The sequence below is a fragment of the Halocatena pleomorpha genome, from assembly GCF_003862495.1.
GTDB lineage: Archaea > Halobacteriota > Halobacteria > Halobacteriales > Haloarculaceae > Halocatena > Halocatena pleomorpha.
This window is the reverse complement of the sequence record NZ_RRCH01000003.1, coordinates 62,650-74,935: the sequence shown is the minus strand read 5'-3', so window position 1 is coordinate 74,935 and position 12,286 is coordinate 62,650. Positions and strand designations below refer to the sequence as shown.

General features: G+C 58.7%; 10 protein-coding genes and 1 tRNA gene. 6 read left to right on the top strand and 5 right to left on the bottom strand.

All coding sequences use genetic code 11. The features are described from left to right. Positions 1–65: 65 nt before the first annotated feature. Positions 66–1,700, top strand: a complete 1,635-nt coding sequence (locus EIK79_RS01360) for an Hsp70 family protein (RefSeq protein ID WP_124953340.1) — start codon at positions 66–68, stop codon at positions 1,698–1,700. 54 nt (positions 1,701–1,754) lie between these two features. Further along, positions 1,755–3,254, top strand: coding sequence for a J domain-containing protein (locus EIK79_RS01355; protein WP_124953339.1), 1,500 nt, complete (start codon positions 1,755–1,757; stop codon positions 3,252–3,254). Between the two features lie 7 nt (positions 3,255–3,261). Here the strand turns inward: EIK79_RS01355 and cofG are convergent, their stop codons facing one another. The 3 genes from cofG to EIK79_RS01340 form a co-directional block, all read right to left on the bottom strand. Then, positions 3,262–4,314 (bottom strand): 7,8-didemethyl-8-hydroxy-5-deazariboflavin synthase subunit CofG, encoded by a 1,053-nt coding sequence (gene cofG / locus EIK79_RS01350; RefSeq protein ID WP_233737901.1) that lies wholly within the window; start codon positions 4,312–4,314, stop codon positions 3,262–3,264. 385 nt (positions 4,315–4,699) lie between these two features. Continuing rightward, the gene (gene cofC / locus EIK79_RS01345) at positions 4,700–5,305 is read right to left on the bottom strand and encodes a 2-phospho-L-lactate guanylyltransferase (RefSeq protein ID WP_124953338.1); all 606 of its coding nucleotides are present in this window, start codon (positions 5,303–5,305) and stop codon (positions 4,700–4,702) included. A gap of 116 nt (positions 5,306–5,421) precedes the next feature. Beyond that, entirely contained in the window at positions 5,422–6,135 is a 714-nt protein-coding gene (locus EIK79_RS01340) for a TMEM165/GDT1 family protein (RefSeq protein WP_124953337.1), read from the bottom strand. Positions 6,136–6,310: 175 nt separating this feature from the next. Here EIK79_RS01340 and EIK79_RS01335 point away from each other — a divergent pair, with 175 nt between their 5' ends. From EIK79_RS01335 to arcS, 3 genes are all read left to right on the top strand, one after another. Next, positions 6,311–6,865 (top strand): NUDIX hydrolase, encoded by a 555-nt coding sequence (locus tag EIK79_RS01335; RefSeq protein ID WP_124953336.1) that lies wholly within the window; start codon positions 6,311–6,313, stop codon positions 6,863–6,865. Positions 6,866–6,895: 30 nt separating this feature from the next. Then, positions 6,896–8,368, top strand: a complete 1,473-nt coding sequence (gene tgtA, locus EIK79_RS01330) for a tRNA guanosine(15) transglycosylase TgtA (RefSeq protein WP_124953335.1) — start codon at positions 6,896–6,898, stop codon at positions 8,366–8,368. Between the two features lie 65 nt (positions 8,369–8,433). Beyond that, on the top strand, positions 8,434–10,188 hold the full coding sequence (gene arcS, locus EIK79_RS01325; RefSeq protein WP_124953334.1) for an archaeosine synthase subunit alpha: 1,755 nt from the start codon (positions 8,434–8,436) through the stop codon (positions 10,186–10,188). On the opposite strand, the gene msrB is transcribed toward arcS, so the two are convergent. Continuing rightward, positions 10,185–10,598: a peptide-methionine (R)-S-oxide reductase MsrB gene (msrB, locus tag EIK79_RS01320; protein ID WP_124953333.1), complete on the bottom strand. Its 414-nt coding sequence runs from the start codon at positions 10,596–10,598 to the stop codon at positions 10,185–10,187. The two genes, arcS and msrB, sit on opposite strands and share 4 nt — an antisense overlap. 971 nt (positions 10,599–11,569) lie before the next feature. Between msrB and EIK79_RS18380 the strand changes: the two genes are divergently transcribed. Beyond that, complete coding sequence (locus EIK79_RS18380) at positions 11,570–11,788, top strand: hypothetical protein (protein WP_124953332.1); 219 nt, start codon at positions 11,570–11,572, stop codon at positions 11,786–11,788. A 358-nt stretch (positions 11,789–12,146) separates the two neighbouring features. Here EIK79_RS18380 and EIK79_RS01310 read toward each other — a convergent pair. After that, positions 12,147–12,220 (bottom strand) — tRNA-Ile (locus EIK79_RS01310). Positions 12,221–12,286 lie beyond the last annotated feature (66 nt).

The following is a 12,286-nucleotide window of genomic DNA, read 5'->3' as shown; positions in this document are numbered from 1 at the left end:
AAGAAAGTCAATCGAGTAATGGAATAGTCGACCAGATACGATTCAACGGGAAGTTCGGGACGATCATGGAGACACCGAACGTCGGCATCGACATCGGAACGACAACCAGCGCGCTAGCGACAGTGAGCGATGGATCGACGCTGTCCAGTGAGGAGTGTGTGAGCATTCCCACGGTTGTTTCGTTCGAAGGCGAGCACGCGGTGGTCGGAGAGTCGGCGCGCAGCCGAGCCATCCGAGATCCGATCCGCACCGTGCGGTCGTTTACGCGACTCCTCGGAACTGACGAACGTGTTTCGATCGTCGTTGACGGCCAAACCCGCGAATACACGCCAGAAGAGCTGACGGCGTTGGTGCTTACGAAACTACGACAAACGGCTCAGACCACTGACAAAGCGGGTGTCGTCCACGATCGTGGCGTACTAACAGTTCCGACGACGTTCACCGCGCGCCAGCGTCGGGCGTTGTGTCAGGCCTGTGCAATCGCTGGGATCGATGTCGTGCGTCTCATGACTGGACCGACGGCGGCGGCGCTCGCCCACGGGATACGGACCGACACCGATGGGACGATCCTCGTGTACGATTTGGGTTGGGGATTCGACGCGGCGCTCATCGACGTTACGGAGGGCGTGTTCGATGTCCTTGGAACACACGGCGATCCGTGGCTCGGTGGTGCTGCATTCGATGCAACGATCGTGGAATGGTTGGATCTTCATCTCGAACGAAAACACGGCATCGATCTCGAAAACGATCCGTTCGCTACAGAACGGCTGTTCGCAGCAGCCCGAACGGCAAAACACGCGTTGCTCTCTCACCGATCGACGACCATCACTACCACCCTCGAACACAAGGGGGAACGCTACGAGATCAGGCAGCCACTGCACCGAAACCAGTTAGAGCGCCGGACGCGCGACCTCGTGTCACGGACGGTCGGCGTGTGTGAGACCCTTCTGGAAACGACTGGACTCCGAGAGCGACAACTGGACCGACTGCTTTTCGTTGGTGGAGAGACTGATCTACCGTTCGTGCGAGAGCACATTACCGATCGGTTTGAGCACGCGGACGACCGACGAGCCACCGCTGAAACGATGGCGCTGGGTGGTGCGATGCGGGCGGCGATCGTCAACGAGCCGCCACCCACTCCCATAAGCGCCTCATCAACGGGGAGCATTCCGGCCGAAACGGTCGTTCTCGACGCGACGCCCCACTCGCTCTGTCTGGCACCGACATCCGAGACCGGGGACCAACTCGTTGCCAACAACGACACGCTTCCGCGACGAGCGACAGCGACGTTTACGACGACGACCGACCGACAACAGTATTTGGTCGTTCCGGTGTACTACGATCATGTCACTAAATCACTACATACGAAACGGAACCACCGAACTGAACCGGGTCGGACCACTGATCGAACGACGACCGATCGAAGCATGGATGACACTGCCACGACGAGCGAGCGAGCTGATGGCCAACAGGTGACTCGTCGTTTTCTCGACGCGTTTCGTATCGGACCGCTACGACCACGTCACGCCGGAGCCCCATCGATCGAGGTGACGTTCAAGTTCGATCCCAACGGAATCGTCCGTGCACACGCCACCGATCTCGACACCGAACGGGATGGCACGCTCGAAACCACAGCTGTTTATCGCTACACAGAAACGGAGATCAAGACGATGAAACACGAACTGCCGACAGTTCGATGACCGATCCTGAAGTCTCCAACGGCTCTCTGAGCCGCCACCGATTCGAGTCGTAGCATGTCTGAATCGTACTACGAACTCCTTGGCGTGGAACCGGACGCCTCTCGTGCGGAGATCGAGACCGCCTATCGAGAGACAGTCAAACAGGTCCATCCCGACAAGAGCGAGGGTGCCGACGCCGAAGAGACGTTTCTGCAAGTCCAGAAGGCGCGCGAGGTGTTGACCGATCCCCAACAGCGTGCGGAGTACGACCGTCGTCGAACGGCAACCGAATCGGAGACTGACGACATCTCTGAGGAGAGGAGCGACCACCGTCGCGCACACGATGGATCGTCTCCCGACGAGCAGACTGACCGACAACATCGGGGACGTGACGACGAACAGGGCCGCTACCGCCAACGGAGTCGGTGGACTGATCGATCCGATCAGCGTCGCTCGCGGAGCAGACGCACGTCTCATAGTCGGACATCCGGAGCCGATCGATCCCACAGGCTGGTGTGGGACGAACAACGTGCGATGATCGTGGCAACGATCTGGAAGTGGGGTGCAATGTTGTTGTGGGTCGTCCGGACGGTGATGACGATGGTTCGGTGTCCGCGCCGATTGGCTGTCGATCGAGCACGCCTCACGGAGGCGGCAACGACACCGACGGGGATCCGGATCAGCGCGACAATCGTGTTCGTACTCGGAGCGACTATCGCCGCAAGCTACGCCGGTTTCGACATCCAAGCGTCACCAACGATTGGCTTGGTGATCGTCATCGTGAGCCTGGTCGGGAGCTATACGGGGTACGATCTCCTGTTCCCAACGCCGTACTACGAACCACCGACGCAGCAGCGCTACGATCCGGACGGTGTACAGCGACTCTGGCCCATCGTGGCGACGAATCTCCTCGGAATCGGTCTCATCATGATCGCCCTGATCGGCGGTGCGCCTACTGGAGGAATCCTATTCACGGGGACAGTACTGGTGCCTGTCGTCGTCTCGCTCGTGTTTTCGGATGTCGTCCGACCGACGCTGTCATCAAATCACTCGGCCGGCGTCGATCACGTACTCGGTGCTCTCACACGATCTGTAAGCCTGCTACCGTCGGTCGTGATCGCGCTACTCGTTTTTACCCGCTGGGGGTTCGACACACCAACGGTGTTAGAACAGTCGGGAATGATGACCGCGACGCCGTGGTTCGGACGACTCACGCTCAGCGGCGTGTACGTGGGAGTGGTGCTCAACCTCCTCGTCGGTGTGCTTGTTTGTGTCTGTCTGCTCTGGAGTCTGTACGCCATGTGTCTTCATCTCACTGCCGCGCCGTGGGCCGACCGGTACAGCTACGGATACCAGATCCGACCCGGTCCGTGGAACCTGTTGGTTGCCGGGCCGTTCGTCATTATCGGATGGATGATCATTGCGGGCGTCCCTACAATCGACATCCCTGTCGGGATTTCCACGATCACGATCACTCAGCGAGGCCTGTTACTGGCCGTGTTTCTCCTTCCCTCGGTGTTGACCGGACTATACATTCTCCGGCGGCGACTTGAACCAATGTTCCACGTGCGATGACATGTTTTCACCCGTCCAACACTGATCGGAACCGTTGTCCGGCTTCGGTTTCGCTTTCGATAGCGCGTTCGATCCGTGTCGAGAGCCACTCGTCGTTGACGTATCGATCGTACACTGGCAGGCGTTCGGTGAGCGGAACACCGGCCATAGCAGCGATGTCGCGCAGTTCGGCCAATGCAGGCCACTCGTAATCGGGGTTGATGTAGTCGTCGGTGATCGGGGAGACCCCACCGAGATCGTCGACGCCACAATCTACGAGCTCACGGACTGGCGATAGATTGGGGGGCACTTGGACGCTCACCGACTCCGGCAGGGCGGCCCGAGCCATTGCGACGGCGCGGCGCATCGTCGGTACGGGAACGGGATCTGCTTGCCATCGTTCGTTGGGAACGACGTTCTGGACGAGCACCTCTTGTATGTGGCCGTATCGTTCGTGTAACGCAGCAATTGCTAGCAGACTCTCCGCGCGATCACGCCACGTTTCCCCGATCCCGACGAGGATCCCGGTGGTGAACGGAACACCGAGTTCGCCAGCGACGCGGATCGTGTTCAGTCGCTGCTCGGCCGATTTTGCCCGGGGACCGCCGTGGGCTTGCACGTCGGCCGTCGTCTCCAGCATCACACCCATGCTCGCGTTCACGTCAGCCACCTGTTCCATTTGCGCGCGTGTCTGGTCTCCGGGGTTCGAATGGGGCAAAAGGCCCTCCTCAAGCGCGATCTCGCACGCCTCACGGAGATACGAGTGGATCGACCCGTGACCCAGCTCAGCGAGTTGCTCGTGGATCTGTGTGTATCGATCGTCCGGATCGTCACCGAATGTGAACAGGGCTTCCGTACAGCCCGCGTCAGCTCCGATCCTGACAGCGTCCCTGATTTCATCCGGACGCATAAGCGACGCCTGTCCCGGCGGATCGTAGTACGTACAGTACGTACACGTGTACCGACACGCCGTCGTGAGCGGTACGAACACGTTGCGGGCAAAACTCAACTCTGATGGCGCCTCGACATCGTCGGGGGTAACGTCTACCAGTCGGTTGATCTCTGCGCGTGCGATCGACAGCGATTCCGAGACGGATACTGAACCCTCACCAGTCGTATCGGCGTCGATTCCGCCAGCATCGTCGTCCGTACTCGGTGATGTCACGCACAGTGATTCATTCCGATGATAAAAAAGGCTGTCACTCCTGACGGAGAGCCAGCCGTTGTCCCGTCTTCCCCTGTACGGGATCGACTCGCTTTGGCATCCGTTTGCGGTGAACAGTCACACTACATGCGACCCCCGCATATTGTGCTATGGCATAGCACAGTATAACGTTTATCCTGCCGGTGATCGAACCCAGCTGGACTGTATACACGCCGAAGCACACCCATGTGACATCCTCCCCGCCGTGAATGGCGGGATTCTCTGCTTGAAAGAAGATAGGACGTACGTGGTCCAAAACGCTTCATACGCGCTCGACACCGATCCGTCCAGTTTCGGTGTCGGTACACACCGTAAACCGGTCGTCAACCCAATCGGCAGCGGTTCCAGTGCCGTGGATGAGCAGCTCGGGCAGGTCCACCGGTTCGTCGATATCCGTACCAAGCCGGTAGGAGTCGATCGTCCGAACGCTGGCACCGATCGTTTCACAGCGATCCAGATGGTCGCGGTACGACGCTCCGTGATAATCCACCCGAAAGTCGGGGTGGCGCGCGACGAGAGCATTTGTCCCACCGCCTCGTCCCGGAGCGACCACCACGTCGCCCGGCGTTTCGAGCAGCCGAGAGATCACTGCTGGCGTCGTGAGCGCGAGATCAGCCATCACGACTGCTGTTTCCGGACGGAGATGCGCGTTCACAGCCGTAGTCAACGGTCGGTCGTCAACGAGACACTCTTTCTCGGAAAGTGGCGCTGTCGAGAGCACTGTCGGATCGTACCCTGCCGCGCGCACGGCACTGAGAACGTCGTCGAGCATGTGTCGAGACAGTTCCCGGCGTTCGTTGGCGTCGAGAACGGGCGCGAGCCGCGTTTTCGGTTCAGCGACGCGATACGGAACGAGTACGCGTGTCATGGATGTAGTAGCGATTGGTCGACAATCGTCGCATACCCCGCCGTCCACACCGGAGGGACAAAAAGCTGTCAGCAGGTCAGTGGGACAGCCGACTGGGGTCTCGAAACGTGGCCGCGTCACACCGCTGTGAGGACGATATTGGTAATTATTCCGACGAACCGCTCCCAAACCGACACCCCGGTAGCCATCGCCAGCACGGTGTCCGCGCCGAAGAAAGCGAACAAAAACGCCCCGAGAAGCTGAACAGTGCGAACATCGAAACGGTCGGCAAACCGGTGAAAGAGGTAGGCGTTCGCTAGACTCACAGGGATTATAACGATCATTTCGCCCAGCCAGATCGCTGATGTCGCTCCGTATTGGACCGCCAGCCCGATTGTGATCAGTTGCGTCTTGTCACCGAACTCTCCAGCCGCCATCAGTGCGAAGATGGAACAAAACTGTCCGAATCGGCCATCGAACGTGTGTCCGAAGAGATCGAACGACAGACGCGAGGACTCTGTTGACGGTCTTTCGGTTCCTTCAGCAGAATCCAGACCAGCAAACGGCTCCGAACCGTTCCGAGCTGAGCGAAACAGCACGACAGCGAACAGCAGAAACAGCCCTGCTGTGATGGCATTGAGAACAGCCTCTGGAAACAGCCCCTGAATCATCTGCCCGAACAGGATTTCGAAGACGGTCCATACCCCGAAGGCGGTCGCGGCTGCACCGACGACCACCAGCGGCTTGTACCGCGTTGAGAGTCCAGCGATGATGACCTGACCCTTCTCGCCGGGCAGAACTGTGAGCTGTGTAACTGCAGCAATGACGATGATGCTCAGAAATCCGGTCATGTTACGTCACCTCTCGGGTTCGGCCAGTCGCCGCGAGATCGAGTGATTCATCGACAACCGAATCCGGACTCATCTCACTATAATATTAGACTCGTCTAAGTTATTGCTTACGACCGTCACGTCCGGCGACCGTGGAAATCCGATCGCTTTTCATCGGCATCGACCAACCCGGTGTATGACCGATGATCTCGTGTGGGAGACGCTCGACTCCCAGACGGCGTATGAGTGTCCGGGGTTTACGATCAGAAACGAGTCGGTGCGGCTGCCCGATGGCACGGAAACGGAGTTCGATTATCTGAGCGAACCGGCAGCGGTCGTCGTACTCCCGTTCACAACCGACGGTGAGGTGGTCGTGATCGAGGAGTGGCGACAGGCCGTACACCGTGTCAACCGGGGGCTTCCCGTCGGGAGCGTCGAGCCGACCGACGAGGATCTCGCCGCTGCCGCTCGCCGGGAGCTCCACGAGGAGACGGGGTACACAGCAGACCAAATCGAACAGCTGTGTACCGTCGAACCAGCCAACGGGATCGCGGATTCGGTTCTTCACTTCTTTGTTGCGCGCGGTTGTGTCCAAGCCGACAGCCAACAGCTGGATTTCAATGAATCGATCCAGGTCGAAACGACGACGCTCGAAGCGCTGAGAAACGCCATCCGATCGGGAGAGATTCAGGACGGGCGGGCCGTGCTCGGTGTCCTCTACCACGACGCCTTCGGAAGCGACGAGGCTTAGAGTGCGCTTGAGCAACGTGAGGCAACAACCATGAGTGGGCGATTCGAGACGCGGGCGTTCGACGCAGGCGGCCGGATCGGGGAGCTGACCGTGCCACGGGCTGGCGTGACTGTCGAGACGCCAGCCCTGCTGCCCGTCGTGAACCCACACATCCAAACGATCGATCCCGCGGAGTTGTACACCACCTTCGACTCAGAGTTACTCATCACGAACAGCTACATCCTCCATCAGAGCGATGATCTTCGGGAGCAGGTGCAATCTGAGGGGGTACACGCGTTGTTGGACTACCCTGGTGCGATCATGACCGACTCCGGCTCGTTCCAGTTGGCCGAATACGGCGAGATCGATGTCACGACCGAAGAGATCCTCCGCTTTCAACACGAGATTGGGTCCGATATCGGAACGCCGGTCGACATCCCGACACCCCCTGACGTAGGACGGGAGCGAGCGAGTGCGGAGCTTCAAACGACCCAAGAACGGATCGATCTCGCAACACGAGTGAAAGAGGAGTTGCACGAGGAGATGCTGGTCACGGCTCCAATTCAGGGATCGACACACCTCGATCTCCGGACGGAGGCCGCCCGCCACGCCGACACGAGTGGGTTGGACGTGTTCCCGATCGGGGCGGTCGTGCCGCTGTTGAACGCCTATCGGTACGCCGACGTGGCTGATATCGTCGCCGCCACGAAGCGCGGACTTGGCACAGACGCGCCGGTTCACCTGTTCGGCGCTGGTCACCCCATGATGTTCGCGCTCGCCGTCGCGCTCGGCTGTGATCTGTTCGATTCGGCGGCCTACGCGATTTACGCGCGCGATGATCGCTACCTCACTGTTCGTGGCACCGAACACCTCTCGGAGTTGTCGTATTTCCCGTGTTCGTGTCCGGTGTGTACCGACCACACGCCCGAAGAGATTGAGACGATGGGCGCAGACGACCGCGAGCGACTGCTCGCGCGACACAATCTGCACGTCACGTTCACGGAACTCCGCCGAGTGAAAGAGGCCATCCGGAGCGGAAATCTGCTCGAACTCGTGGATATGCGCGCGCGCGGTCACCCGAAACTGCTAGACGGCTACCGAACGCTACTCGATCACACTGAGCTGTTAGAACAGTCCGATCCAGTTTCAAAAGACGCCGTCTTTCACGTTTCAGCCGAATGTGCGCGTCGACCAGAGGTGTATCGCCACCACGAACGGCTCGAACGGATCTCAGTGGAGGGGGAGGTGTTGCTTTCTGAGGGCAGCCCGAACGAGGCGTACACCGAAACGTGGCGCGTCGTTCCCCCGTTCGGGCCGTTCCCGCGCGCACTGTCAGACACGTATCCGCTCACCGTGGAAGTGCCGGAGCGGTTGGATCGATCGAGCTACGAATCGGCGGCGGCTGGCGTTTGTACGGTCGCTGCGGCGAACCCACAAACCTCGTTTACGCTGGCACACTACGATTGGCCTGACAGCGCGTTGGAGCGACTGCCCGAACGAGTAACGGTGCGGCAACTGGGCTGAGCGGATCGTCCACACACGGCCACGAACAAGAAAGGTAGTTCCGCGTCGGTCACTCACTTGGGGCAATGACCGAGTATTTCGAAGTACATGAGCGCGATGGGGCGGCTCGGTTGGGAGAGCTTCGCCTCGACGATCCCCTTCAGACCCCCGCGCTCGTTGACGACGTGATCGAGGACGCGGGAAGCCTCTGGTCTGAGAAACGGACGGTACCGTCTGGTGATAGTTCGACGCTCACTGTTCTTCCCCACCGGGGGTTTCCTGCGGGAACCGCACCCGAGGTACAAACGGCGTTCGAAGTCGACTATCCGGACGTTGACTATCCGAGTGCGGCCGTCGTCTCGGATGAGACCGCACGGAACCACGGCAGCGACGCGTACGTCCTCTCATCAGCACCCGGTGTCGTCGGGAACGCGGCGGCGTTCGTCGAAACGATCGTCGACGTTCGGGAATCGATTCCGGCTGACACTGCAGTGTTACTGTCGGGGGTCGCAACCCCGGCGAACGTCGCCGCCCTCGCGTACGCGGGTGTCGACCTCTTCGACAGCCACCGGGCGCACGTCCGTGGACTGGAGGGATTCTATCAGACCACGGACGGCGAGCGATTCCTCGAAGATCTTGCGGAGCTTCCGTGTTCGTGTCCGGCCTGTCAGCAGGGACTGGATGCGTTCGGTCGAGAAGACTGTGCCGAACACAACGTGGCAGCCCTCGAAACAGCGATTGCTCGCGTCCGCGAGCGCATTCGATCGGGACGGCTCCGGGCGTACGTCGAAGGCCAAGCCCGTCACGAGGCGTGGCTAACGGCGTTGGTGCGACGGCTGGACGATCAGTATGCGTACCTCGAACAACGGACGCCGATCCTCCGATCGAGCACGCTGCTCGCGGCGAGCGAGGACAGCATGCGCCGGGTCGAGATCCAGCGCTTTGCGGATCGGGTGTGTTCCCGGTACCGAAACCGGTTCGAGCAGCCACTGGTACTCGTTCCGTGTTCTGCCCGTAAGCCTTACAGTTCCTCTCAGAGTCACGGACAGTTCCACGACGCGATCAACTACCGTGCGCACAAGGTGTCGATGACGTCGCCTATTGGGGTTGTTCCCCAAGAGTTGGAGTACACCTATCCAGCCCAGCAGTACGACAGCGTCGTGACTGGCCGCTGGTCAAAAGAGGAGATTGATTTCGTTGCTCGGGTCCTCTCCCGGTATCTCGAGCGCAACGAGTATCCGCGTCACATCGCACACCTCCCGCCGGGTGGCTATCGATCGATCTGTGAACGGGTCGAGGACAGAACCGGCGTCGAGTTCGAGTACACCGTCGAAGATCATCCGACAACAGCCGAGTCCTTGGCAGCGCTTCGGGACACGTTGTCGGGTGAATCGAAATATCGCAAACGGGAACGCGAACACAACACTGTCCGCGCGATAGCGGACTACCAGTTCGGTCACACCGCCGGCTCAGAGCTGTTCGGGTCGATATCGGTCGCAGGACAACTACCGTCGCTGCGCGTCCACACAGCCGACGACCACGAGCAGTTGGCGACGATCGTCCCCCAGTACGGCACGCTCGCGTTCACCCTCGCTGGTGCGCGCCGCTGGGCTGACAGCGACGTTCCGACCGATCGCGTTGAGATCGATCCGTTCGTCCCGCAGGGCAGTGTGCTTGCTCCTGGTATCGAACGAGCGAGCGAATCGATCCGCGTGGGTGATGAGGTGTTCATCGAGGGACCGAAGGCGCTCGCTGTCGGTCGAGCGGCGATGAGCGGACCGGAAATGAACGCGAGCACGCGAGGTATCGCGGTCGAAGTCCGACACGCCGAGGAACGCTAGTCTTCGGATTCGTCTTCAGCGTCGAAATCGAGCGCGACGGAGTTGATGCAGTAGCGCTTGCCGGTCGGCTCGGGACCGTCCTCGAATACGTGGCCGAGATGTCCGCCACACCGGGCGCAGACGACTTCCGTCCGGTCCATCCCGTGGCTGGTGTCGCGGTGGAACTCCACGGCGTCATCGTTGGCGTCGAAGAAACTCGGCCAACCCGTCTTTGATCCGAACTTCGTCTCCGAATCGAACAGCGCCGCACCACACCCGCCACACCGGTATGTGCCGTCGCCGCTCTCGTCGATGTACTCCCCGCTGAACTTGGGCTCTGTCCCGCTTTCCCGGAGAATCCGGTACTCCTCCTCGGTGAGAACATCCTGCCACTCTGATTCGGTCTCGGGAAGGGACTCCTGTTCAGACATACGAAACGATAGGTGCGCAGGGTCGTTGTGGGTTTCGGTCAATCGTGTGGGGGTGAACGTCCGACGCGGTTAGGGTCCACTGGTGTTCGACCTTCGCGTAACCGAGTTGCGCTGAACACTGCCGTTCGGGTGTCCTCAGCACCAGAACACTTTTCGCGTGGCAAGCGGCGTTCATGCCTCTCATCGCAATGTGTGAGTAAAAGTTACCGAACAGAAAATAATCTGCCAATACTACTGACGATCAGTTCTGGTGGATAAGGAGGCATATCCTAAGGACGACAGTTTCAGAACGAGTGCTTTGACTGCGCCCATGTTTCTACCCAACCATAGAATATATACATCGTCGATGAGGAGTGAACGTGAAGCAAAAATGGCAGCCTGCCCGCCGTTTACACCGCTATGCTTGGTGTTCGTATGGGTTGCTCCGGTTCCACTCTTCGCTCACTTCGTTCGCTCATGCGTGTCCAGATTTGAATCGTGGACGTCCCAGTTATTAGAACCTCTATTCCTCGAATCCGGACGCTTTGGAGAGCTACAGCAGAAGGACTCAAACCTCTCACCGCAGCTGGCGAGAGACATGTAACAGCGCGTATCTCGCAAGCCGGTAAACGTAGTAATACATTTTGAAAAACAGTCAAAGCCACCCAATTGGAGGACGGGCAGCGGAATGCTATGGTTGAATCGTTCAGTGATTTATTTTCTCAATTCTTCCCGTGCTTGAAGAGAATACCGATGTGCCAAAACTGTCAAAACAACAAGGAAGCCGATCGCCGAAATCCATTTGGTCGTCCCTAAATTCTTGACGCCCAGTTCTCCAATTGTGATGGATATGAATAGTCCAGTGAGGATAGTAATCATTAGCGGGAGCCTTGGGTTTACTTCTTCGAACATGATTAGGAACATGAATAGGATGTATAAATAGTTGTGGATAGTTACGGAATACTTTTATATTCCATACCCAAAAACAGATTATGTTTGATGAATTTGACCCCGGACACCCAATGATGCTTACACTCCTTGTGGGTTTGTTCCTTACCATTGTGTGGGTTGATTTACAACAGAAGACGTATTTTGCCCTCTCTTTTGCTTCTATCATTGGCTTCTATATCATACTGGGAGTCATATCATTCAGATATCACTGCGCGGCGAAGGACGCTATCCTTTCGGGTCAAACAGCTGATGGGGATTAAATGCGACCGTTCGTGCTCGTGGTGATACAGGTTACGAGCGTATACCTGCGAGTTCAGGCGTCCCCAGAAATCAGAGATTTCTGGTGTGTGAATGAGATGTGAAGCATCTCGTCAACGCAGGTCAAGCGGACCATAGCAGCCATACTCACCATCGCTTGCATGGTTGGGTACGCTGTAGTGGCCTGCGTCAAATGAAAACTGTCTAGCAAAAACATGGGCCGACACGGATTTGAACCACCTGCAGACGGTCACTCACATTCGTTCGCGCTGCGACTGCCGTCATTCAAATCCGCGTGCTCCAACAATGAGCGCATAAAAACGAGCGGAGCGAAGCAAACGCTGATGAGTCGTAAAAACATGGGCCGACACGGATTTGAACCGTGGACCTCCCGGTTATCAGCCGAGCGCTCAACCTAACTGAGCTATCGGCCCCGTGAACGCATTCAACCGTACTGCCCTGTGCGGTTTAAACCTTATCAAAACAAATTCCGGGGAGGG

Coding starts and splice junctions, on each gene's coding strand:
- EIK79_RS01360 (WP_124953340.1), top strand. CDS start 66: ATGGAGACACCGAACGTCGGCATCGACATCGGAACGACAACCAGCGCG.
- EIK79_RS01355 (WP_124953339.1), top strand. CDS start 1,755: ATGTCTGAATCGTACTACGAACTCCTTGGCGTGGAACCGGACGCCTCT.
- cofC (WP_124953338.1), bottom strand. CDS start 5,305: ATGACACGCGTACTCGTTCCGTATCGCGTCGCTGAACCGAAAACGCGG.
- EIK79_RS01340 (WP_124953337.1), bottom strand. CDS start 6,135: ATGACCGGATTTCTGAGCATCATCGTCATTGCTGCAGTTACACAGCTC.
- EIK79_RS01335 (WP_124953336.1), top strand. CDS start 6,311: ATGACCGATGATCTCGTGTGGGAGACGCTCGACTCCCAGACGGCGTAT.
- tgtA (WP_124953335.1), top strand. CDS start 6,896: ATGAGTGGGCGATTCGAGACGCGGGCGTTCGACGCAGGCGGCCGGATC.
- arcS (WP_124953334.1), top strand. CDS start 8,434: ATGACCGAGTATTTCGAAGTACATGAGCGCGATGGGGCGGCTCGGTTG.
- msrB (WP_124953333.1), bottom strand. CDS start 10,598: ATGTCTGAACAGGAGTCCCTTCCCGAGACCGAATCAGAGTGGCAGGAT.
- EIK79_RS18380 (WP_124953332.1), top strand. CDS start 11,570: ATGTTTGATGAATTTGACCCCGGACACCCAATGATGCTTACACTCCTT.